The organism is Methylophaga sulfidovorans (assembly GCF_900114205.1).
GTDB lineage: Bacteria > Pseudomonadota > Gammaproteobacteria > Nitrosococcales > Methylophagaceae > Methylophaga > Methylophaga sulfidovorans.
Map to the genome: position 1 here is coordinate 50632 of NZ_FOSH01000011.1, position 21988 is coordinate 72619.

The window sequence follows — 21988 nt, forward strand, 5'->3', positions numbered from 1 at the left end:
AAACCATACGCAGGCTTGTTTAACATGGATTACAACGAATTATCTGATAAAGCCGCAGAATATATGCGGCTTGCATTGCCTCTGATGCGGAAACATGGTGTGCCAATGACACCAGATAATTATACGGTGTGGTATGAGCATGTATCTGGTGCAAACCAAGAGCTTTCAGTTACTATTCAGGAGATGGTGGCTGAAACACCTCTGTTAAGCCAAAGCCAATGTAAGACCCTGTTCAAGCGATTCTTCAATATAGAAAAAGAGCGAGAAGAGGTATATCAAATGCGCCGTGAACTGGCGCGTTTGCTGAAAGAAGTCATTAATTTTATCTATAGCAGTGTCATGCATACGGATAAAACAAATCAGCGTTTAAACGATCTGATGAGTCGGATTAATCGCGATATGACAGCAGCAGAGATCCATCAGATAGTTGATGATATTCTCGCTGAAACACGACAAGCGATGAACAGTGGCGAACTGTTGACTGAGCGCTTAAATACTGCGATGACCGAGGTAGAAAAGCTCAAAAAAGAGTTTGATGTTTCCAAACAAGAAGCAAAAACAGATACATTAACAGGCTTAGCTAACCGTAAAGCTTTTGACGATGTAGTTAGCAAAGTCACACATGATGCGGATAACTCCGGACTGGATGTCTGTATTATCTTTGCCGATCTTGATTTGTTTAAAAATATCAATGATAAACACGGACATCTGGTTGGTGATCAGGTATTACGTGTGGTGGCGAATGCATTAAAAGACAGCGTTAAAGGACGTGATCTGGTTGCGAGATATGGTGGTGAGGAATTCGCCATCATCTTATTGAACACAAGCCTTCAGAATGCAAAAAATGTCGCTGAAAATATTCGTCAGGAAATTGCTTCTAAGCGGATACAGCGTAAAGATACCAGAGAGTCACTTGGTGTCATCACCATGTCATTTGGTGTGGCACGTTATGTGAGTTCTGAAGGCAGTGAGAGCTTTATGCAGCGGGCTGACAGAGCTTTGTATATGTCCAAGAGGAAAGGGCGCAACTGTGTGTCAGAAGCGCCACCACCAATCATCTAGTTTCGTCTGGGAATCTGTCAGTAAACAGTACTTCGTCTAGCTCTAACTGTCCCGAACGTGGGCGTGCTTCCTGTAATTTCTTACCAACAGTAATCATCATTACAATAACATGATCATGGGGTAAGTTAATGATTCTCGCGACTTTATCAAAGTCAAAACCGTCCATTGGACATGAATCATATCCCATACCTTTCGCCATCAGCATGATGGTACTAGCAACAATCCCAACAGAACGAAAACATTCGTCACGTTGACCCTGGTGATGATTGGTGTAGTAGCCTTCGATCGCTGGCAACATGAAATCTTGTACTTCTTTGGGGGCATGGCGCCAGTAGCGTTGTGGATCTTTCTCCCAGGCATTTAAATCGGCACACAACACTAATAACATAGATGCATCAGTGACTTGAGCCTGACCATAACTGGCTTCACGGATTTCTTCACGAAGTTCTTTATCTTCAACATTAATAAAACGCCAGTGCTGAAGATTAAATGCTGTTGGAGATAAGATTGCATGCTCCATTAATGTCCTGACTTCTTCTTTTGTCATTGTGTGTTCAGGGTCATAATGCTTAACAGAACGACGGCTAAGAATCGCTTCTTTAATATCCATAAATACTCTTGTGATTAATTTGAAGATGTTTCAACTTTCAGATAGATAATTTGTTGTTGCCCTTGATGTGTTTGATACTGTTTCAGACCTTCTTTTTGTCTCTGCTGATCTTCTGAAACATAGGCGATTTCTATCCATTGGCCTAATTTGCCATGTACTGTACTGATAAGATTGCTGCTATTAATTTGTCCATCATGGCTTCGGTCTGAGAAAGAGGGGTGTATTTCTACTCTGACATTATCATCTGCCAGTAGAAAAGGGATAGCCATAAATCCTCTTGAAGTCGATATATATTGGGTATTCGAGGCAAAACCGATATTGCCATTAGGATTAACAAAGTATAAATAGTCTTTTTCTGGTTTGGCATTACCGATATTGATAGCAATGGGCTGTCCGGCAATACCCTGAGCACTATAACGATTATCTTTATCGTCTTTTCCTTTTGTTGACCATTGTTTTATCGACACTGAAGCATTAGGTTGTTCCGTGGATAACTGGATATTGGCTTGATGGCCAGACTGATTATTGAGTTGTTCTGACGTTTGCCAGACAGTAACTACAACGGATTTCAATGGCATATCCAGTTTTTTAATCAGCTGCTCTACATTCGCTACAGTAGCCCGATCTGATTTTAAAATAAGCATATTGTCGTACGCTTTTATGGTGGCTGATTCGGGTAAAAACGGACGGACTTGATCAACAACCTCACTAGCCAGGCGATGCTTTAGAGTGATGGTATGAATATCGGAATCTGCAAATACGTTCGAGCAGAACATCAGTATTGCAATGGTCAAAATGAGTTTTTTCATAATTGCAAGCGCCTCGTATTCAAATCAAATTGGCTTCTTGACCACATGTCCTCAAAGTCCTTTTTTCTATTACGGACCTGACGTGCAGCATCAAAGTCGACTATACCCTCGTAGCGGACAGAATTGGGACAATATAAAAATGCTTTATTATCTATCAACAGATACATATAGCGTGATTTCTGATCTTGCTTGTCTGCAATATGAATCTGAATTTTACTGGAGAGCCGCTGTGCTAAAGGTATAAGTAAATGCCTTTGGGCTGTCGTTTGCTGTGTACCGTGTACTAAAAAGCGAATACCACAGCGCTGGCTCTGATTAATAAATGCAATTAATTTATCAATGACAATTTGATTATTGAATAAAACACTATCTAACTCAGGACCAAAAAAACAGATTTCCTGTCTGGCGGACTCAATGAGTTCAATAGAGTATTGGCTTGCATATTCCCGACTGTCGAACGGTATAGTTTGATCGTCAGTCGGGATACTCTCACTCATACTTAACCGTTTCTGGCTTGTTCTGCTGCGTTGCCAAGATAATTAGCCGGTGTCATCGCCTTTAATTTATCTTTGGCTTCTTGAGGCATATCAAGTCCATCGATGAATGCTTGCATAATGTCTTTATTAACACGTTGGCCACGCGTTAAATCCTTCAGCTTTTCATATGGATTTTCAATACCGTAGCGACGCATCACTGTTTGAATTGGCTCAGCTAATAATTCCCAGTTAGCATCCAAATCAGCCGCCATAACCTCAGGTGCAGGGTCAAGTTTGCTGATGCCTTTTAATGCTGAGCTATATGACAATAAAGAATGCGCAAAACCTACACCCAGGTTACGTAACACAGTAGAGTCTGTCAGATCACGTTGCCATCTGGATATAGGTAGTTTCAGTGCTAAGTGATCAAATACGGCATTCGCTATACCCAGATTGCCTTCAGCATTTTCAAAATCGATAGGATTCACTTTGTGAGGCATGGTTGATGAACCAATTTCACCTTTAACCGTTTTTTGTTTGAAATAACCGATAGAGATATAACTCCAGACGTCACGGCAAAAATCAATCAGCACAGTATTAAAGCGAATCATTGCCTGGAATAATTCAGCCATATAATCATGAGGCTCAATTTGCGTAGTATATTTATTCCAACGCAGTCCAAGACCGGTCACAAAGGCATTCGCCATCATTGGCCAGTCAACATCAGGGTAGGCAGCATAGTGAGCATTGTAGTTACCTACAGCGCCATTCATTTTACCGTACAGTAAAACAGCTGCGACATGGGTGCGTTGTAACTCGAGACGTTGAACCACATTAGCCAATTCTTTGCCTAAGGTGGTTGGTGATGCAGGCTGTCCGTGTGTGCGTGACATCATCGGTGTATCAATATGTTGTTGCGCAACCTTACGAATGGCAGCGATAACAGTATCCATTTCCGGCAAAATAACTTTCTCACGGGCATTTTTTAGCATGATGCCGTAAGCGGTATTATTGATATCTTCAGAAGTACAAGCAAAGTGAACGAATTCACTAACAGCATTTAATTCTGGATTATCTTTAAATTTTCTTTTGATGAAATATTCAACGGCTTTAACATCGTGATTTGTTTCACGCTCAATATTTTTTATTTCCTGAGCATCTTCAACCGAGAAGTTGTTAATAATGTTATCTAAAAAAGCTTCTGCTTCTTGACTAAGTTTCGGTACTTCCTGAATACTGGCATTATTACCGAGTAAATGTAGCCAGCGAAGTTCTACTTCTACACGGGCGCGCAGTAGTCCATACTCACTAAAGAATGGGCGTAGCGCTTCAGTTTTTCCGGCATAGCGGCCATCAACCGGTGAAATCGCGGTCAAAGCGGTTAAATCCATGAATACTCCGATGAAAGATTTAGTTAATAAATTTGTGCGAAATTATAGCAGAGTTCGCTCGTACTAAACGCTTTCAGGTAAAATGTCACCGTTTCATTCTCAAACTTTGGGGTACACATACGTGCTGAAAGAATATCAATCGCAAGTTGAAGAACGCGCCAAACTTGGCTTACCACCGTTACCACTTGATGCTGAACAGGTTTCTGCTTTAATTGAACAGCTCAAATCAGGAAGCGATGACAGTGAAGAATTATTAGATCTTCTGATTCATAGAGTCCCGCCAGGTGTCGATCAAGCGGCTTATGTGAAAGCGGGCTTTCTCACCGATATCGCAAAAGGTGAAGTGACATGTGCATTGATCCCACCAGTCAAAGCAACAGAGTTATTAGGCACGATGATGGGTGGCTACAATGTGCAATCATTGATCCAGCTACTCGATATTGAAGAAACTGCCGCTACGGCTGAAAAAGCATTGTGTAAAACATTGATGGTTTACGATGCTTACCATGACGTGGTTGAAAAAGCGGAGACCAATGAATACGCCAAGCGCGTATTACAATCATGGGCTGACGCTGAATGGTTCACTTCCCGACCTAAATTGGCTGAACAGATCACGCTAACGGTATTTAAAGTCCCTGGTGAAACCAATACCGATGATTTATCTCCTGCTACAGAAGCATGGAGCCGTCCGGATATTCCTCTTCATGCTAAAGCCATGCTGGTCAGTAAAATGGATGATCCCATTGGTGACATTGAGAAGCTAAAAGAGAAAGGTTATCCATTGGCATTTGTCGGTGATGTTGTGGGTACGGGTTCGTCTAGAAAATCAGCGATTAACTCTGTGTTATGGCATATGGGCCATGATATTCCCTATGTGCCTAACAAACGTCAGGGTGGCGTTATTCTCGGTAATAATATTGCTCCTATCTTCTTTAATACTGCGGAAGACTCTGGTGCAATGCCGATTGAATGTGATGTCCAGAATATGGAAACTGGCGATATCATCACCATTCTGCCTTATGAAGGCAAAATATTAAATGAAGCAGGTAATGTCATCAGCGAATTCAGTATGCGTCCAACCACGCTGGCCGATGAGGTTCGTGCCGGCGGTCGTATTCCGTTAATTATTGGCCGTGGACTGACTGATAAAGCCCGTGAAACCTTAGGCTTAGAACCCTCGGATATTTTTGTACGCCCAGTCGAACCCGTAGATACCGGTAAAGGCTTTACATTAGCGCAGAAAATGGTCGGCCGTGCTTGTGGTGTAGAAGGTGTTCGCCCAAATAGTTACTGTGAACCTAAGGTCACCACTGTCGGCTCTCAGGATACAACCGGGGCGATGACACGTGATGAGTTAAAAGAGCTGGCCTGTTTAGGTTTTTCTGCCGATCTTGTTATGCAATCTTTCTGTCATACCGCGGCTTATCCAAAACCAGTTGATATTAAACTACAGCATGAATTGCCTGACTTTATCAGCACACGTGGTGGCGTCTCATTACGTCCTGGTGACGGTATTATTCACTCTTGGTTAAACCGCATGATTTTGCCTGATACCGTCGGTACTGGTGGTGACTCACATACGCGTTTCCCAATTGGTATCAGTTTCCCGGCTGGCTCAGGTTTAGTGGCGTTTGGTGCAGCTTTAGGGGTTATGCCGTTAGATATGCCAGAGTCAGTACTGGTTAAATTCAAAGGTGAAATGCAGTCTGGGATTACACTTCGTGACTTGGTAAATGCAATTCCATACGCTGCTATTCAACAAGGACTGCTGACCGTAGAGAAAAAAGGTAAGAAAAATATTTTCAATGGTCGCGTGTTGGAAATTGAAGGTTTACCTGATCTCAAAGTAGAGCAGGCATTTGAATTATCTGATGCTTCTGCCGAGCGTAGTGCAAATGGTTGTACCGTGCGTTTGAATAAAGAACCTATTATTGAGTTCTTAAATTCAAATATGGCGCTGATGGAATGGATGATTGCGGAAGGTTATCAGGATGAGCGTACTTTGCGTCGTCGCATTGATAGCATGAAAGCCTGGTTGGATGATCCACAGTTATTAGAACCTGATGCTGATGCAGAATACGCTGCAGTCATCGAAATTGACTTGAATGAAATTAAAGAACCTCTGTTGGCTTGCCCGAACGATCCTGATGACATTAAACCGTTGTCAGAGCTTCAAGGTAATAAAATCGATGAGGTGTTTATTGGTTCATGTATGACTAATATCGGTCATTATCGTGCCGCAAGCAAAGTATTGGAAAATATGCGTAACTTGCCTGTTAAGTTATGGATTGCCCCACCAACCAAAATGGATAAATTCCAGCTGACTGAAGAGGGTGTATACAGCACCTTTGGTCGAGTAGGTGCTCGTACAGAAACACCTGGTTGTTCTTTATGTATGGGTAACCAGGCACGGGTTGCTGATGGTGCAACGGTCGTTTCTACGTCTACGCGTAACTTCCCGAACCGTTTAGGTAATAATGCGGATGTCTATTTATCTTCTGCAGAACTTGCTGCGGTAGTGGCCAGCATCGGACGTTTACCCACCGTTGCTGAATACCTTGAGGCGGTTGCAGGTATTAAACCAATGGCGGCAGAAATTTATCGTTATCTTAACTTCCATGAGATGGATGAATATCGACGTGCTGCCAGCTAGAGCTTAGTGGCATAAAACAAAAAAGGCTGTTTTCTTTTTAGAAGCAGCCTTTTTTATATCTGAGAAAAGAAATGAATACATCTGTACAAGTTATTTCAAACTTTCAACTGGCATTGGCTTTTATTCCAGTCGTCGTCGTTTTACTGATGATGGTGCATTGGTCGCTAAAAGCGGGTTTTGCAGTTTATGCACTGATCCGGATGTTGATTCAATTATTACTGGTGGGTTATGTATTAACAACAGTGTTTGCTGCTGAAAAGTCATGGATTGTTATGCTGGTGATGTTAGTCATGGTCAGTGCAGCAAGCTGGATTGCATTAGGAACTGTAGAAGGGCAGAGACGATCTCTTTATCCGATTGCTTTTCTTAGTATTTTATTTGGCGGTGGACTCACCTTAATGCTAGTTACTCAGGGCGTGATTGGTCTTTCACCCTGGTATGAGCCACGCTATATGATTCCATTGGCTGGGATGATTTTTGCCAATGCGATGAATAGCGTGAGCCTGGCTGCCGAACGATTATCCGCTGAATTATCAAGAGATATCGACTTTCTTACTGCCAGATATGAGGCTTTTCAAGCCGCCTTTATTCCAACGATTAACTCGATGTTAGCTGTCGGTTTAGTCTCTTTACCAGGCATGATGACCGGACAAATCTTATCTGGAGTGTCGCCGATTACAGCTGCTCATTATCAAATTGTGGTGATGTGTATGATTTTTGGTGGTTCAGGTTTGTCGATTGTGTTTTTCTTATGGCTTTTTAAAACACGGGTTAATTAAATTTCACTCGACAAGGCTTCAGTTGCACTTAGTAGCTTTCCACTTTGAAATAGAAACTGCCAGCGCCGTCCGCCTTTTTGTTGCCATAACACAGCAGCACGAATACCTGTCAGAAGCAGGGCTCTTACCAGATTAATATTGTCTGGCTGTTGTAAAAAACCGGGATCTCCATAGACCTGAATGCGAGGTTTTAACTCACTTAATGTGCGTTGATATATATCGGCAAAACGTGCAATAACCTGCGGGGATAGAATATCGCCGAAGTAATCAATTTGCGCAGGCACTTGTTGAATTTCACGATCAATTAACGCCAGCATTTCTGGCTGTTTTGCTAATTGACGTTCAAGATGAAGAAGACTGACGACATAACGTAATAAGGTCACATCCTTTTTGTCTTTTTTCTTTGAAAGCTGAGTATTGAGTGCCTCAATTCCTGTTCTTAATTGACTCACTGAACCATACACAGACTCGGTGTCAGGTGCATTCTCTACCAACAAACTTTCCAACATCACTTTCATGTCGGTGTTATCAACTTGACCAGTTTCAGCGACTTGTTGAACTAATGTAGCAGCCTGAACAACGGCAGAAATGGCAATCGTGCGATCACGTAAACGAGGGCTTATGCTCATGGATGGATTCCTGGTGCATCAGTCGAGACAATAATCCCACCACCAAGACAGTCATCATCCAGATAAAACACCACCGATTGACCAGGGGTCACGGCACGTTGCTTTTCGTCAAATTCAACATGAATATTACCGTTCTCATCCTGGCTAATCGTACAAGCCTGATCAGGTTGACGATAGCGTGTTTTTGCCGCAGCACGACAAGGAAACTCAGGCGGATGGCCAGCGACCCAGGACACGTCTTCTGCCACCAGGTTTTGACTCCATAGCCAGGGATGATCGCCCTGAACGACGTAAAGAATCTGATTATCCATATCTTTACCGGCGACAAACCAGGGTTCGCCGGTGCTATCTTTACGACCACCAATACCAAGTCCCTGACGTTGGCCCAATGTGTAATACATAAGACCAGCATGTTGACCTATTTTTTCACCTTCAGGGGTACGCATTTCTCCAGGCTGAGCTGGTATATAACGACTCAAAAACTCACGGAAATGACGTTCGCCGATAAAACAAATACCGGTGCTGTCTTTTTTATCATGATTAATAAAACCGGCTTCTTCAGCAATACGTCTGACTTCGGTTTTTGGCAATTCACCTAATGGAAAGCGTGTTCGTGATAATTGTTCCTGACCAAGCGTATATAAAAAGTAGCTTTGATCTTTTTTATGATCTTTGCCTTTTAACAAATGAAATTGGCCATTTCGTTCTTCAACACGGGCATAGTGACCGGTAGCGATAATGTCACCACCAAGTTCAATAGCATGATCGAGAAAGGTTTTAAATTTTATTTCACGATTACACAGAATATCCGGATTAGGGGTACGACCAGCGCGGTACTCATCCAGAAAGTGTTTGAAAACGTAATCCCAATATTCCATGGCAAAGTTGGCTTCATGAAAGGGGATACCGACTGTTTCAGCAACAGAGCTGGCGTCTTTACGATCTTCTTCGACAGTGCACTCACTTTCATCAGCGAAGTCGACCCAATTTTTCATGAACAGCCCTTCAACATGATCAAATTGCTGTTTTAACAATAACGCGGCTACAGAGGAGTCGACGCCGCCGGAAAGTCCGACGACTACTTTATTTTCATTGCTCATATTTAATTACGTAAAATATCCAGAGGATAGCGGTGGCCATCAATATAGTCTTGGAAACAATCAGTTACAAGTGTACTGCGCAGATCCGCTTGTCTGTGGCGTATCTCATCAAAAGGTAACCAGAGTGCTTGATGAATATCATCATCCAGTGGTTGTTCGGGATCATGATCCGTGACTGTTCCTGAAAAACAGTAACGAATATAGGTTTCACCCTTACGCGGGTGAATCCATCGATAAATCCCGACCAGTGATTCCGGATGAAACGTCCAGGCTGTCTCTTCCTTTGTCTCACGAATCACTGCGTCTATTAGACTTTCGTCTGGTTCGAGATGGCCGGCTGGCTGATTTAAGGTCATTTTGCCGTTGATTTCTTCTTCGACCAGAAGGAATCGGTCGTTCTGTTCGACTACGGCGGCGACTGTTGTTCGAGGCTTCCAAATCATTCTGCCATTTTATCACGTCATTGGTATTAACGGAGAGCCATTGACCAGGTTCCAGAGCATTTAATTGCCAAGGACCAATAGCCGCACGGATAAGGCGAAGTGTCGGGTAGCCAATAGCTGCTGTCATACGCCTTACCTGCCGGTTACGGCCTTCAGTAATTTTAAGCTCCAGCCATTGCGTAGGAATAGCTTTTCGCTCGCGTATAGGCGGTATTCTTTCCCATATATCAGGTGGTTCAATTAATCGCGCTTTGGCAGGTTTTGTCATGCCATCTTTCAGTTTTACACCGGCAACCAACTGTTGCAGTGAATCCGGATCAGGAATATTCTCCACCTGTACCCAATAGGTTTTTTCTAATTTGAATTCAGGATTGGCAATCTGATGTTGTAATTGACCATCGTCGGTCAATAAAACAAGTCCTTCACTATCCCGATCCAGCCTGCCTGCAGGGTAAACATCATTAATATCAATATAGTCTTTTAATGTCTTCCTACAGGCTTCATCAGTAAACTGGGTGAGTACATCAAAAGGTTTATTAAAAAGTATCAGCTTCGTCATGATTAGTGTGTGAATGAGTTTAATGATAAAATACTCAACTTTTTTTATCGTAGAAAGTATTGTTTAATGCGCTTAGTGATGTGGCGACAAGACAATATTATGTTTGTCTGGCATTAGTTAAGCCCGTTATTGAAGATAAAAAATTAAGCTGATGATGGCTTTTATTAGTTTGCAAGGTGTTGATACTATACCAGCGCATGCTAATGAGAATAGGTGAATATCACATCTTAAATTATTAGCGTAACGGTTATTGTCTCCATGCTAGTCGATGGCTACTCATGGATTAATAGCTGATGATGAAACTACTAACGTAAGCTGAATGGTAAATCTATTTGGGGTTTATATTGGTAACATCGATAGGTTGTAGTGATTATGCTGCAGCTGTAATCCAAAACATGTAAGTGAGGAACATAAATGAAAGTTGCAGATAAGACTGTCGTAGTAATCGACTATACACTGACTGATAACGATGGCAGCGTCATCGATAGCTCAGAAGCAGCAGGTCCATTAGCTTACCTTCATGGTGCAGGTAATATTATTCCTGGTCTGGAAGATGCGCTGAATGGTAAAGAAGCTGGTGATGCAGTAAAAGCAAGCATTGAACCAGCAAAAGCGTATGGCGAAAGACATGAAGAGTTAAAGCAAGACGTACCTCGTGAATTATTCAGTGGTGTTGATGATGTTCAGGTTGGCATGCAGTTTCAATCAGAAACAGAGCAGGGGCCAGTGCTTGTAACCGTTGTTGACATTAAAGATGACACAGTAACAGTTGACGGTAATCATCCGTTAGCAGGCGTTCACCTGAATTTTGATGTAACTGTTCGTGAAGTTCGTGAAGCCAGTGCTGAAGAACTTGAGCACGGCCATGTTCATGGTGAAGGTGGTCATCATCACTAAGCAGGATTTTTCCTTTTAGTGAATGACTATACTGTCTATGGAGAGACGGGCGTAAGCCCGTTTTTTCGTTTGGAATACTGAATATGCAGGATTTAGAAACACTTAATCGTCTGTTTGGTAAAGAAGCTCAAGTACGCTTTGTTGAAGGGCAAACGGGTATGCCCATTATTGAAGTGGCTACAAAAAAAGCTTCTGCGACCATTGCTCTCTATGGCGGGCAAATATTGTCGTATAAATCAAATGGAATGGAACACGATCTTTTTTACTTAAGTGAAAAAGCTATTTATCAGCAAGGTAAAGCCATACGTGGTGGTGTGCCAGTCTGTTGGCCATGGTTTGGTGAAGATCCCAGTAAATTAGGGCGTCAGGCACATGGTTTTGCCCGTAATTTATTATGGAATGTACTGGACTGTCAGTTACATGATGACATTGTCGAAATTACCTTGGGTCTTGAATCAACGGCAACCAGTAAACAATGGTGGCCAAATGAATTCCGTCTTCGTAAAAAAATTGTTATCGGTGAGCAACTGGATATTGCATTGACCACTGAAAACAGGGGCGAAATACCATTTAGTATCTCTAAAGCACTACATTCGTATTTTCTGGTTGGTGATATTTCGCAAATCACGGTCGTGGGCTTAGATGGCCTGGATTATCTGGATAAAACATTAGATTTTTCAAAGCAAACGCAAGTGGGTGACATTACACCATTTGCCGAAACGGACCGTGTTTATCTGGCATCGCCTGCTCGCGTTGACATCATTGATGAAGCCTTGAAACGTCAAATTAATATCGAACAGAGTGGTGCAGAAAATATCGTTGTATGGAATCCGTGGACAAGAGCGTCTTTACTGAATGATATGGATGCCAGTGATTACCGGAAATTCATTTGTGTTGAAACGGCAAATGCTATCGCGAATAGTGTAATTATTGCACCAGGAGCGTCACATCAAATGCAGGTTAAATATAATGTCAGCTCGATTGCTTAGGTGAACAAGTAACGCTAATGGAAGAGATGATCAAAACAATATGGAGCAATGAAACCTGGTTATGGGCGCTGGGCATCATCTCCATATTAAGTTTTGTTGCTTCGTTAGTGTTTATTCCCTATTTAATCGTCAGGATGCCAGCAGATTATTTCTCAACAGAAAAGAGACATAAAACGCCATGGGCAGATCAACACATTATCATCAGAACAGTGCTCATTACCTTAAAAAATTGTCTGGGAATTGTTTTAGTTATTTTGGGTTTAGCCATGCTGGTATTGCCAGGCCAAGGATTATTGACGTTATTTATCGGTCTTCTTTGTCTGAATTTTCCAGGAAAATATCGACTGGAGAAATGGTTAATCCAACAAAAAAGTATTCGACGCTCTATTGACTGGTTACGGCAGCGTGCGGGTAGTGAACCTTTGAATTACGATTGATTTACTGCCATTGCTGACGGAGTTTATCCCGATTGAGTTGTAACCACTGAACAGCAATGAGTGGGATCGCAGATTTAATACGTCCAGTTTCAACCAGCTTGCAAGCTTCATCAAATTTAACAACGCTAACAGCAATATCCTCATCTTCTTCAGCAAGGCCATGAACACCACCGACTTCACTGGTATCGACTTTGCCACAGAATAAGGTCAGACATTCCGAAGTACCACCAGGTGAGGTGTAAAACTCATTAATCTTCATCAGTTCTTTTATGACACATCCCGCTTCTTCCTGAGCTTCTCTGATGGCTACTTCTTCTGGAGTTTCATTTTCTTCAACCGCTCCAGCCACAATCTCCAGTAGCCAGGCATCTTCTTGCTGTTTTGACAGGATTGCCCCAGCACGAAACTGTTCAATAATGACCACTTCATCGCGCTGCGGATCATAAAGTAAAACACCGACACAGTCCCCGCGATGAAAGACTTCTCTATCAACGACCTGACTCCAGCCACCATGATAAAGCGTATGTTGCAGTGTGTATTTTTTTACGCTGAAGAAGCCTTTATATACGGTCTTCTGATTAAGTACTTTAAAAGACTTTTTAGTCATAAATAGTGATTTTGTCGGTCTAGTTGTCGTTAATGAAAGCGTGTTGATAGTCCAGACCTTTGAGTCGGCGGAGGACTGCCGTAAACGTTGTGCCATCTTCGATATGTTCGAGTTTTACTGGTAAATACGCAAGGGAAGGGGCACACCAGAGAGTGGTTTCACGATTATTATCTTTATCACGATGGCGGGTTAATTTCACTGCATCAATTTCACCTAATGGTGTTTTGATACGTTCCTGACCTAATATACGGATCTGATAGGTTTTTAATTTGCCACCATCAGCTATACGATAGTTAATCTGATCGCCTTTATGCTTGCTTAAATCTCGCATCAGGCTGATTTGATACACCAGTTTATCCAGTGTTTTGGGTTCAATATGAAGTTGCCAGGGATGTTCCTGATCATCAATCTGAACCAGCATATCAGACCAGTTAAACTTCATTTCCAGGCGTTTTTCTTTTTTTCCACCAGTACGAAGATAGCGGTAAAACTGGGGTTGCACGGCATTATCGTGTATTTTCCACAAACTGGTTTCTTCAATCACATCCGGTTTGAAAAACGAAAATACGCCCTTGGCTTGTGAAACAGAACTGAAGTGTCTGAGCCCTGTTTCATCGGTTTCAAGTGTTCGTTTGAGTTCACCTGCCTGAATGCCATTTAGTTTCACTGAATAATTGGCTGAAAAGTCCGGTATATCTGCCGCGATAGACACTTTTGTAAAAATAAGCAGCAAAAAAACACTGAACAATAGTCGCATTATTAGTCCTGTTTACTGTTCACCAGTTTTTGTATGGCAGCAGGATACAACTGATGTTCCTGTTCTAATACTCTTGCAGCAAGTGTCTGGGCAGAATCATCAGCCATGACCTTTACTTTTGCCTGCATGATGACCGGACCGTCATCCAGCTCAGCAGTGACAAAATGCACACTTGCGCCATGTTCTTGTTCACCAGCATCAATAGCGCGTTGGTGGGTATCCAGCCCTTTGAATTTAGGTAATAGAGACGGATGGATATTGATAAGTTTATTTTGATAATGCTCAACAAACTCAGCAGTAAGAATGCGCATGAACCCAGCTAAAATGACATAGTCAGGGTTAAATTCGTCGATTTGCTTAGCTAAGGCTTTATCAAAACTGTCCCTGTCTGCAAATGCCTTATGATCAACAATTTTAGTAGGAATAGACTGGCTGCTAGCATATTCCAGCCCAGCAGCATCCGGACGATTACTGATAACAGCGGCTACAGTCGCATCAAGTTGTTGGTGATTAATCGCTTCAATAATTGAGCGCATATTGCTACCGCGGCCGGAGATTAAAATCACCAGCCGCGTTGTATGTTCATTCAGACTCATCTTTATTGAATTTCAACTAGTTCATCAGCCGCATTTGCTGTTTCAATTTGACCAATCAAACTTGCTTGTTCACCGGCACTGTTCAATACAGCCAGCGCTTCAGATACATCATTCTCTGCAATCACGATAACCATACCTATCCCATTATTGAATGTGCGATACATTTCTTTATCTGTCACATTGCCATTTTCTTGCAGCCAATCAAATACAGTAGGGCGTTGCCAACTATCGGCATCAATCACCGCTTTCACACCTTCTGGCAGAACGCGTGGAATATTCTCCAGAAGACCACCACCCGTAATATGAGATAAAGCATGAATGCTGACTTTCTCGTTTAGCTGTAAAAGCGATTTAACGTAGATTTTGGTCGGTGCTAATAACTTTTCACCTAATGTCGCCCCATCGAATTCAGAGCTTAATGATTGACCACTACGTTCAAGAATTTTACGAATGAGAGAGTAACCATTTGAGTGTGGCCCAGAGGCTGCAAGACCAATTAATTTATCACCAGCAGCGACTTTTGAACCATCAATAACTGCTTCTTTTTCAACGACACCAACACAAAAACCCGCTAGATCATAATCGCCATCTTCATACATACTTGGCATTTCAGCAGTTTCACCACCGACTAGTGCAGCACCAGCCTGCAGACAACCTTCAGCGATACCTGATACCACAGACTCTGCGATATCTACATCCAGTTTCCCAGTTGCATAATAATCGAGGAAGAATAAAGGCTCAGCACCTAACACCGCGATATCGTTGACACACATGGCAACAAGATCAATACCGATAGTATTGTGGATACCTGATTCGATAGCCAGGCGTAATTTTGTGCCTACGCCATCTGTGCCTGAAACTAAAACAGGTTGTTTGTATTTATCGACTGGGAGTTCAAAAAGACTACCGAAACCACCTAAACCAGCCATGACACCAGGTCGACGGGTTTTTGCTGCGTGAGGTTTAATGCGATCGACTAAGGCGTTACCAGCTTCAATATCAACGCCGGCATCACGATAACTAAGAGAGGTGCGAGAAGAGTCCACACTGTCGGTCATAATGTATTCCTGAAAATGTTGTGCATCACATGCTTAAAACAGCGTGTTAGAATACCACAATGCACCGATTATTTTATGCCCTTATTTTGCTGTTTCTGAGTTTTAGTAGCTACGCTGCTGAAGTGAATAATCTTTATCAGGCAACAGCTCCCGTCACGACACAACAGCAGAAAGAGCGTGATGCTCTGGCACCTGAGTTGCTCAAGCAAGTGCTTATCAAATTAGTCGGTAATGAAAATCAGGTTAACAACGCTGATATTGCCCCGGTACTTGCTAATGCCACGCAACTTGTTGAGCGTTATGAATACATTCGTAACAATATTGAAGCTGCAGATTTAACTCAGCCTGATCAACTTTCATTACGTTTGAGCTTTGATAAAAATGCCGTCAATGCAGTTATACGTCAGCTTGGTTTGCCTCGTTGGGGAAAAGTCAGGCCTGATGTGCTGGTCTGGTTAGCGACTGATATTGATGGACAGCAAACGCTACAAGGTTTAGAGAATATTCCCCAAGCTGTTTTTAAACCATTGCAACAAGCTGCTGACGAGCGTGGACTACCTATTCTTATGCCGTTAATGGACCTACAGGATCAGTCTGCTTTGAGTTTTGATGATGTGTGGTCAGGTAATGATGACGCCATCAGCGCGGCCTCCCAACGTTATGGGGCGGATATCATTCTGATTATAAAAATGACAATTCACGATGATACTGCACAGATTGTCTGGCAATCAGGCACTGGGGACACACGCCAACGCTGGACCTCAGAAGGATTTATCACAGCTTCAATAAATAAAGGCTTAGGTGTATTAGTCGATAATCTTGCTAGCGAGTATGCTCAACATAATCAGGTGTCGGATACGAATAAGACACTTTCTGTACAGATTGATGAGGTTAACGATTACGCTGGCTTTTCCAGAGTAATGGCTTATCTCAATCAAATCGACAGTATTGAAAATATCCGGGTTAATAATCTGGGAATGAATATTCTCGATTTAGATATTAGCTATAGTGGTGACCTGCAAGTTCTGCAACGTCTTTTATCTGTTGGTGGTCTTTTGTCAGAGTTATCAGCGCCTGAGGACACTATAACGGATAAAAAACATTATCGGTTAACACATTGAGTTTACGTGACATTCCCAATCTGATTTCATTGTTACGTATCTTACTGGTGATTCCAGTGGTATTAGCGCTGCTTGATGAACGTTATGTACTGGCATTGATCTTATCTGCAATTGCAGGCATTTCAGATGGTATTGATGGTTTTCTCGCCAAACATTTTCACTGGCAGTCACGCCTCGGTTCCATTCTCGACCCGATAGCTGACAAACTATTGTTGGTGGCCAGCTTTGCCACTCTAGCCTGGACTGGGCTGATTCCAATGTGGCTACTTTGGTTAGTTCTGGCCCGGGATATCATTATTGTTTGTGGTGGCTTAATTTATCATTACACCATTGGCGAATTTGAATTACTGCCGTTATGGAGCAGTAAGATTAATACCGCATTACAAATTCTATTAGTGTTGCTGGTGATAATTGAGCAGCAATGGTTGCCGATGTTGCATCCTGCAGTGACTGTGGGTATCTGGGCAGTTGTCGCCAGCGTTTTATACAGTGGTTTTGAATATGTGATTATTTGGGGTAATAAAGCATGGAAGCAGAGAAAACGACCATCATGAGTGATACGAATAAGTTATTACTTGTTGCGATCGTTGTTATTGCCGGTTGGTTGCTGTTTGAACTCTCACCTGTGTTGATGCCGTTTTTTATTGCGACGCTTTTTGCTTATTTGGGCGACCCTTTGGTGGACAGACTGGAAAGCTGGAATTTATCCAGAACCATGTCAGTGAGTGTGGTGTTTGCCGTTATTTTTATTGTCGTTGCGTTAATGTTGTTGGTAATGCTGCCTTTATTAAGTGCTCAGGTAGCAAAGCTCTTTACTAATTTGCCTGATTATTTAACACAGACGCAGAAATTGATCGAACCCTGGTTGAACTCTGTGGGCTTGCCAACGGATGTGTTTAATCTGCAAACGGTTAAACAGGCCTTGAGTAAATACTGGTCAGAGTTTGGCCAGGCTGCCGGTGGCATCTTCAACTATATAACACGCTCTGGAATGGTGTTAGTACAGTGGTTGGCTAATTTACTTTTAATCCCTGTGCTTACGTTTTATTTATTAAGAGACTGGGATAGTTTAGTTGCGCGTTTTAGAGAGTTGTTACCAAGACGCTACGCTAAAACATTCATTGAAATGTCATTAGAATGTGATGATATGTTAGCTGGCTTTATGCGTGGTCAGCTGATGGTGATGTTTTCACTTGCAGTGATTTACACGCTGGGACTGAGTATGATTGGTCTGGAATTAGCGTTATTACTCGGTGTCATTGCTGGACTGGTCAGTTTCGTTCCTTATCTGGGGTTAATTGTGGGTATCTTGCTCGCTGGCTTAGCCGCATTTTTTCAATTTGGTGACTGGTTACCGGTGCTGCAAGTGGCGATTGTCTTTGCTGTCGCTCAGGCGATAGAAGGAATGGTGCTAACCCCTCGCTTTGTTGGTGAGCGTATTGGTTTACACCCCGTAGCGGTTATTTTTGCGGTATTAGCCGGTGGTCAATTATTTGGGTTTACTGGTGTGTTACTTGCTTTGCCTGCCGCTGCGGTTGTGATGGTGTTATTACGTCATGCCCATCAGCGTTATCTTGATAGTCATTTGTATTCTTAACTTAGTCGTAAACTCATGTCATTAGCTGAAACACAATTAACGCTTCGATTGTCTCCACAGGAGATATACAGGCTAGATAATTTCTTGTTTGCCAAACAAGAAACCAAACAAGCTCTACAAGCCTTTTGTCAGTTAACTGAGCTGGATTTTCTTTATCTGGCTGGGGAGAGTGGCACCGGTAAAACGCACTTACTGATTGCCTGTGCTGAATCAGTTCAGCAGATGGGCTACAGAGTCATTTATCTATCGCTATCAGAACTTGTGAAAACAGCAGAACCTGCGGTATTACAGGCGATTGAACAAGCTGATTTACTCTGCCTGGATGATATTGATGCGATTGCTGGTTTACCCGAATGGGAAGAAGCGGTCTTTCACTGTTTTAATCGTTTACATGATGCAAAAGGCTGCTTATTGGTAGCTGCACAGCAGACGCCAGCAAATAGTCCGATTACATTAGCAGATTTACGCTCAAGGCTGGCGACCGGCCTGGTCTATCAATTAGTTATGATGAACGATGAGCAGAAACAGCAGGCTCTGGTGTTGCAGGCTCAGTCGCGCGGATTAATGATAACAAGCGAAGTGGCACAATACTTATTACGCCATTATGGACGTGATATGCCTGCACTGATGACTGTTTTACAGCAGTTAGATAAAGCGTCTTTACAGGCTAAACGTAAGTTGACCATACCGTTTATACGGCAAGTTTTGGCGAATGGCTAGGCAAGAACTGACGCTGATTCTGCCTGATTTTTCGGCCATAGTTTCCAACCCCATCAACCAGTCTTTTTTGCCTCAGTCTTTGAAAAAGCTGATGAAAAGAGGCGTGTTTACTGAATCTAAAGATCGTTTTTTTCAGCAGCTATTATCATTATTTTCTGAAGAAACAATAGATTGGAATGACTTCCCAATGGCCAGGTTAAGAGGTGGAACGGAGTTCAGTCTCTGTGTGGAACCGTGTTATTTACAAGCTGACAGAGATCAACTGGTGTTATTCCACCATGGCATTGATATCAGTCAGGATGAAGCTGAACAACTTACTGCATCGATTCAATATCTGTTTGATGATTTAGGGGCTTCACTAACGATCAATGCAGCGAATCAATGGCTGCTCAATATGCCAATCGAACCTGATATCGAATTGACTTGCGTGGATAAAGTCGATCGTCGATCCGTGACAGATTTTTTACCAAAAGGTGCTGATGGCCGGTTATGGATTCGTTTATGGAATGAGATTCAGATGGTGTTATTTGATTGTCCGGTGAACCAGACAAGGGAAGCGCAAGGTCAAGTGCCGATTAATAGTGTCTGGTTCTGGGGGAAGGGCACAATGCCGGATGACTTGCAATACTGGTCCCATGTTTCTGGTGAAGATGAAACACTGAAGCTATTAAGTCACCATAGTGGCTCTGAATGGGTGGATGGTATTGAGCATTTTTCTGATATTCAGGCAAAACAAGCACTCCACTTAGCGCATTTTGATCCGGATAAAGATTGGTCAGCACAGATCGAAGCGCTCAATAACAATTGGTTAACGCCTATCTATAAGGCATTGAAAGGTCTTCAGTTGGATTCCGTGCATATCGTTATTCCCGAGTGGGGACGTTACCATTTAACTCCTGCATCTGTCTGGAAAATCTGGTTATGAGTATATTGCCCGACATTGTTGAACGTCCTCATGATGGTTGGGATAAGTTACCTGAGTCATGGCCGGAAAGTTTACGAAAAATTATGGCTGCACGCGGTATTACCGAAGTAGAGCAGTTGTATTTTGAACTGGCCGACTTACCAAGACCAGATCAGCTGCTTGGTATGCAGGCGGCAGTTGAATTATTAGCAACAGCATTGAAAGAACAATGGAAAGTGACGATTGTTGCTGACTTTGATAGTGACGGTGCCACCAGTTGTGCACTGGCTATACGTGGTTTGCAGTCAATGGGATTGAAGCAGGTTCATTATATTGTCCCTAATCGCTTTGTCCATGGTTACGGCCTAACACCATCTTTACTCGATGATATTCCAGAGCTGGAACAACCTGATTTACTGGTGACCGTTGATAATGGTATTGCATCAATATCAGGAGTAAAGGCCGCACATCAACGTGGAATGAAGGTATTGGTGACCGATCATCACCTTGCTGGTGAGGAATTACCAGAAGCCGATGCCATCGTTAACCCTAACCAAACAGGCGATCCCTTCCCCTATAAGAACCTGGCTGGTGTGGGTGTCTGTTTCTATGTGTTACTAGGCTTAAGACAGCATTTAAGAACAATAGACTGGTTTGAAAGCGCGTCTTTACCGGAACCCAAAGTAGGGGACTGGCTTGATCTTGTTGCTTTAGGCACGGTAGCGGATGTGGTGCCACTGGATAAACTAAATCGCACATTAGTCAATCACGGATTACAGCGTATTCGCCGTGGAAAGGGCTGTATTGGAATACAGGCACTGATTCGAATTGCTGGCAGAGAAAAAGAAAAACTGGTCTCTTCAGATTTAGGATTTAGTATTGCGCCCAGGTTGAATGCAGCTGGACGCATGGAAGATATGGGACTCGGCATTAATTTACTGCTGACAGATAATGCTCAGCAGGCGCTTAATATAGCCACACAGCTGGATAGTATTAATCTGGAAAGACGCGCCGTTGAGCAAACGATGCAAGTAGATGCATTAAAGATGCTGGAACGGATTGATATTGAGGAAAATACCTTAAGAACCGGTTATTGCTTATTTGATGAGGACTGGCATCAGGGAGTCATCGGTCTTTTGGCCTCTCGTATTAAAGAAAAAACATACCGTCCGGTTATTGCTTTTGCCCCTGGCAATGACGATGAAGTCAAAGGATCAGCCCGTTCAATTCCAGGCATACATATTCGAGATGTATTAGCTCGCGTAGCAGCAAAACACCCTAAATTATTAGAACGCTTTGGTGGTCATGCGATGGCGGCCGGTTTAACGATAAAAAAAGCCGATTTAAACGACTTTAATCGGGCATTTGAGTCGGCGTTAAATGAGATGGTGTCATCAGAAACCTATTTGCAACAATTACCTTCAGATGGTGAATTAGCCTCATCAGATTGCCAATTGTCATTTGCGGAAATGCTGTCTGAAGCTGCTCCCTGGGGGCAGGGCTTTGAGGAGCCTCGGTTCCATGGTGTGTTTAAAGTGAGTAATTTTCGTCTGGTTGGGCAGGAACAGAACCATCTACGTTTGCAACTTGAGATGAATGGACGCAGGCAGATTAATGCCATGGCATTTGGTCAGGATAAACCGAGCTGGTTAGCTGAAAACAGTTTAGTATTAGTCCGTTATAAATTATCTGTAAACGAATTTCGCGGCCAGAAAAGCTTACAGTTTCTGGTTGATGAATTAATGCCAGCGCATACAGATAGACATAATTGATCATCAGTCATATCAGGTAGAA

24 protein-coding genes are annotated in these 21988 nt (G+C 42.7%); 12 read left to right on the forward strand and 12 right to left on the reverse strand.

Annotated elements, in window-relative coordinates:
* Positions 1 to 24: 24 nt before the first annotated feature.
* Positions 25 to 1062, forward strand: a complete 1038-nt coding sequence (locus tag BM232_RS10170) for a GGDEF domain-containing protein (protein ID WP_091714242.1) — start codon at positions 25 to 27, stop codon at positions 1060 to 1062.
* On the opposite strand, the gene BM232_RS10175 is transcribed toward BM232_RS10170, so the two are convergent.
* The 4 genes from BM232_RS10175 to purB are packed head-to-tail and all read right to left on the reverse strand — an operon-like array spanning position 1055 to position 4348.
* On the reverse strand, positions 1055 to 1672 hold the full coding sequence (locus BM232_RS10175; protein ID WP_091714244.1) for a nitroreductase family protein: 618 nt from the start codon (positions 1670 to 1672) through the stop codon (positions 1055 to 1057). The genes BM232_RS10170 and BM232_RS10175 overlap by 8 nt on opposite strands.
* Before the next feature lie 14 nt (positions 1673 to 1686).
* The gene (locus BM232_RS10180; RefSeq protein WP_091714246.1) at positions 1687 to 2481 is read right to left on the reverse strand and encodes a secretin N-terminal domain-containing protein; all 795 of its coding nucleotides are present in this window, start codon (positions 2479 to 2481) and stop codon (positions 1687 to 1689) included.
* Positions 2478 to 2978, reverse strand: a complete 501-nt coding sequence (locus tag BM232_RS10185; RefSeq protein WP_091714248.1) for a DUF7931 domain-containing protein — start codon at positions 2976 to 2978, stop codon at positions 2478 to 2480. The genes BM232_RS10180 and BM232_RS10185 overlap by 4 nt, the downstream gene beginning before the upstream one ends.
* A gap of 2 nt (positions 2979 to 2980) precedes the next feature.
* Positions 2981 to 4348, reverse strand: a complete 1368-nt coding sequence (gene purB / locus BM232_RS10190) for an adenylosuccinate lyase (RefSeq protein ID WP_091714251.1) — start codon at positions 4346 to 4348, stop codon at positions 2981 to 2983.
* A 121-nt stretch (positions 4349 to 4469) separates the two neighbouring features.
* On the opposite strand from purB, the gene acnB reads away from it, so the two are divergent.
* Positions 4470 to 7001 (forward strand): bifunctional aconitate hydratase 2/2-methylisocitrate dehydratase, encoded by a 2532-nt coding sequence (gene acnB / locus BM232_RS10195; RefSeq protein WP_091714254.1) that lies wholly within the window; start codon positions 4470 to 4472, stop codon positions 6999 to 7001.
* A 71-nt stretch (positions 7002 to 7072) separates the two neighbouring features.
* A complete protein-coding gene (locus BM232_RS10200) occupies positions 7073 to 7780 on the forward strand; it encodes an ABC transporter permease (protein WP_091714256.1) in 708 nt (235 codons plus the stop codon).
* Here BM232_RS10200 and hflD read toward each other — a convergent pair.
* Genes hflD through BM232_RS10220 form a run of 4 tightly spaced genes read right to left on the reverse strand, consistent with a single transcriptional unit; the run spans position 7777 to position 10511 of the window.
* Positions 7777 to 8409 carry a high frequency lysogenization protein HflD gene (gene hflD / locus BM232_RS10205; protein ID WP_091714258.1) on the reverse strand — a complete coding sequence of 211 codons (633 nt, stop codon included), beginning with the start codon at positions 8407 to 8409 and terminating at the stop codon, positions 7777 to 7779. The two genes, BM232_RS10200 and hflD, sit on opposite strands and share 4 nt — an antisense overlap.
* Positions 8406 to 9509: a tRNA 2-thiouridine(34) synthase MnmA gene (mnmA, locus tag BM232_RS10210; RefSeq protein ID WP_091714261.1), complete on the reverse strand. Its 1104-nt coding sequence runs from the start codon at positions 9507 to 9509 to the stop codon at positions 8406 to 8408. The genes hflD and mnmA overlap by 4 nt, the downstream gene beginning before the upstream one ends.
* 2 nt (positions 9510 to 9511) lie before the next feature.
* Entirely contained in the window at positions 9512 to 9892 is a 381-nt protein-coding gene (locus tag BM232_RS10215) for an NUDIX hydrolase (protein WP_245752912.1), read from the reverse strand.
* On the reverse strand, positions 9798 to 10511 hold the full coding sequence (locus BM232_RS10220; RefSeq protein ID WP_091714266.1) for a pseudouridine synthase: 714 nt from the start codon (positions 10509 to 10511) through the stop codon (positions 9798 to 9800). The genes BM232_RS10215 and BM232_RS10220 overlap by 95 nt, the downstream gene beginning before the upstream one ends.
* A 414-nt stretch (positions 10512 to 10925) precedes the next feature.
* On the opposite strand from BM232_RS10220, the gene slyD reads away from it, so the two are divergent.
* The 3 genes from slyD (at position 10926) to BM232_RS10235 (ending at position 12834) form a co-directional block, all read left to right on the forward strand.
* Positions 10926 to 11408: a peptidylprolyl isomerase gene (gene slyD, locus BM232_RS10225; protein ID WP_091714269.1), complete on the forward strand. Its 483-nt coding sequence runs from the start codon at positions 10926 to 10928 to the stop codon at positions 11406 to 11408.
* An 83-nt stretch (positions 11409 to 11491) separates the two neighbouring features.
* On the forward strand, positions 11492 to 12397 hold the full coding sequence (locus tag BM232_RS10230) for a D-hexose-6-phosphate mutarotase (protein ID WP_091714271.1): 906 nt from the start codon (positions 11492 to 11494) through the stop codon (positions 12395 to 12397).
* 17 nt (positions 12398 to 12414) lie between these two features.
* The gene (locus BM232_RS10235; protein ID WP_091714273.1) at positions 12415 to 12834 is read left to right on the forward strand and encodes a PGPGW domain-containing protein; all 420 of its coding nucleotides are present in this window, start codon (positions 12415 to 12417) and stop codon (positions 12832 to 12834) included.
* 1 nt (position 12835) lies between these two features.
* On the opposite strand, the gene BM232_RS10240 is transcribed toward BM232_RS10235, so the two are convergent.
* From BM232_RS10240 to purM, 4 genes are read right to left on the reverse strand one after another with little or no spacing between them, the layout of a single operon-like run.
* Positions 12836 to 13441, reverse strand: coding sequence for an NUDIX domain-containing protein (locus BM232_RS10240; RefSeq protein ID WP_091714275.1), 606 nt, complete (start codon positions 13439 to 13441; stop codon positions 12836 to 12838).
* A gap of 19 nt (positions 13442 to 13460) precedes the next feature.
* Positions 13461 to 14198 carry a DUF3108 domain-containing protein gene (locus BM232_RS10245; RefSeq protein ID WP_091714278.1) on the reverse strand — a complete coding sequence of 246 codons (738 nt, stop codon included), beginning with the start codon at positions 14196 to 14198 and terminating at the stop codon, positions 13461 to 13463.
* 2 nt (positions 14199 to 14200) lie between these two features.
* Positions 14201 to 14794: a phosphoribosylglycinamide formyltransferase gene (gene purN, locus BM232_RS10250; protein WP_091714281.1), complete on the reverse strand. Its 594-nt coding sequence runs from the start codon at positions 14792 to 14794 to the stop codon at positions 14201 to 14203.
* A 2-nt stretch (positions 14795 to 14796) separates the two neighbouring features.
* Positions 14797 to 15852, reverse strand: coding sequence for a phosphoribosylformylglycinamidine cyclo-ligase (purM, locus tag BM232_RS10255; protein ID WP_091714283.1), 1056 nt, complete (start codon positions 15850 to 15852; stop codon positions 14797 to 14799).
* Between the two features lie 59 nt (positions 15853 to 15911).
* Between purM and BM232_RS10260 the strand changes: the two genes are divergently transcribed.
* Genes BM232_RS10260 through recJ form a run of 6 tightly spaced genes read left to right on the forward strand, consistent with a single transcriptional unit; the run spans position 15912 to position 21966 of the window.
* Entirely contained in the window at positions 15912 to 16973 is a 1062-nt protein-coding gene (locus tag BM232_RS10260; RefSeq protein ID WP_091714285.1) for a DUF2066 domain-containing protein, read from the forward strand.
* On the forward strand, positions 16970 to 17527 hold the full coding sequence (locus BM232_RS10265; RefSeq protein WP_091714288.1) for a CDP-alcohol phosphatidyltransferase family protein: 558 nt from the start codon (positions 16970 to 16972) through the stop codon (positions 17525 to 17527). Before BM232_RS10260 ends, BM232_RS10265 begins: the two co-directional genes overlap by 4 nt.
* Entirely contained in the window at positions 17500 to 18570 is a 1071-nt protein-coding gene (locus BM232_RS10270) for an AI-2E family transporter (RefSeq protein WP_091714291.1), read from the forward strand. Before BM232_RS10265 ends, BM232_RS10270 begins: the two co-directional genes overlap by 28 nt.
* Before the next feature lie 15 nt (positions 18571 to 18585).
* On the forward strand, positions 18586 to 19290 hold the full coding sequence (gene hda / locus BM232_RS10275; RefSeq protein ID WP_091714293.1) for a DnaA regulatory inactivator Hda: 705 nt from the start codon (positions 18586 to 18588) through the stop codon (positions 19288 to 19290).
* A complete protein-coding gene (locus BM232_RS10280; protein WP_091714295.1) occupies positions 19283 to 20215 on the forward strand; it encodes a hypothetical protein in 933 nt (310 codons plus the stop codon). Before hda ends, BM232_RS10280 begins: the two co-directional genes overlap by 8 nt.
* A complete protein-coding gene (recJ, locus tag BM232_RS10285) occupies positions 20212 to 21966 on the forward strand; it encodes a single-stranded-DNA-specific exonuclease RecJ (protein ID WP_091714298.1) in 1755 nt (584 codons plus the stop codon). The genes BM232_RS10280 and recJ overlap by 4 nt, the downstream gene beginning before the upstream one ends.
* The last annotated feature ends 22 nt before the right edge of the window (positions 21967 to 21988 follow it).

Coding starts and splice junctions, on each gene's coding strand:
- BM232_RS10170 (WP_091714242.1), top strand. CDS start 25: ATGGATTACAACGAATTATCTGATAAAGCCGCAGAATATATGCGGCTT.
- BM232_RS10175 (WP_091714244.1), bottom strand. CDS start 1,672: ATGGATATTAAAGAAGCGATTCTTAGCCGTCGTTCTGTTAAGCATTAT.
- BM232_RS10180 (WP_091714246.1), bottom strand. CDS start 2,481: ATGAAAAAACTCATTTTGACCATTGCAATACTGATGTTCTGCTCGAAC.
- BM232_RS10185 (WP_091714248.1), bottom strand. CDS start 2,978: ATGAGTGAGAGTATCCCGACTGACGATCAAACTATACCGTTCGACAGT.
- purB (WP_091714251.1), bottom strand. CDS start 4,348: ATGGATTTAACCGCTTTGACCGCGATTTCACCGGTTGATGGCCGCTAT.
- BM232_RS10200 (WP_091714256.1), top strand. CDS start 7,073: ATGAATACATCTGTACAAGTTATTTCAAACTTTCAACTGGCATTGGCT.
- hflD (WP_091714258.1), bottom strand. CDS start 8,409: ATGAGCATAAGCCCTCGTTTACGTGATCGCACGATTGCCATTTCTGCC.
- mnmA (WP_091714261.1), bottom strand. CDS start 9,509: ATGAGCAATGAAAATAAAGTAGTCGTCGGACTTTCCGGCGGCGTCGAC.
- BM232_RS10220 (WP_091714266.1), bottom strand. CDS start 10,511: ATGACGAAGCTGATACTTTTTAATAAACCTTTTGATGTACTCACCCAG.
- slyD (WP_091714269.1), top strand. CDS start 10,926: ATGAAAGTTGCAGATAAGACTGTCGTAGTAATCGACTATACACTGACT.
- BM232_RS10230 (WP_091714271.1), top strand. CDS start 11,492: ATGCAGGATTTAGAAACACTTAATCGTCTGTTTGGTAAAGAAGCTCAA.
- BM232_RS10235 (WP_091714273.1), top strand. CDS start 12,415: ATGGAAGAGATGATCAAAACAATATGGAGCAATGAAACCTGGTTATGG.
- BM232_RS10240 (WP_091714275.1), bottom strand. CDS start 13,441: ATGACTAAAAAGTCTTTTAAAGTACTTAATCAGAAGACCGTATATAAA.
- BM232_RS10245 (WP_091714278.1), bottom strand. CDS start 14,198: ATGCGACTATTGTTCAGTGTTTTTTTGCTGCTTATTTTTACAAAAGTG.
- purN (WP_091714281.1), bottom strand. CDS start 14,794: ATGAGTCTGAATGAACATACAACGCGGCTGGTGATTTTAATCTCCGGC.
- purM (WP_091714283.1), bottom strand. CDS start 15,852: ATGACCGACAGTGTGGACTCTTCTCGCACCTCTCTTAGTTATCGTGAT.
- BM232_RS10260 (WP_091714285.1), top strand. CDS start 15,912: ATGCACCGATTATTTTATGCCCTTATTTTGCTGTTTCTGAGTTTTAGT.
- BM232_RS10270 (WP_091714291.1), top strand. CDS start 17,500: ATGGAAGCAGAGAAAACGACCATCATGAGTGATACGAATAAGTTATTA.
- hda (WP_091714293.1), top strand. CDS start 18,586: ATGTCATTAGCTGAAACACAATTAACGCTTCGATTGTCTCCACAGGAG.
- BM232_RS10280 (WP_091714295.1), top strand. CDS start 19,283: ATGGCTAGGCAAGAACTGACGCTGATTCTGCCTGATTTTTCGGCCATA.
- recJ (WP_091714298.1), top strand. CDS start 20,212: ATGAGTATATTGCCCGACATTGTTGAACGTCCTCATGATGGTTGGGAT.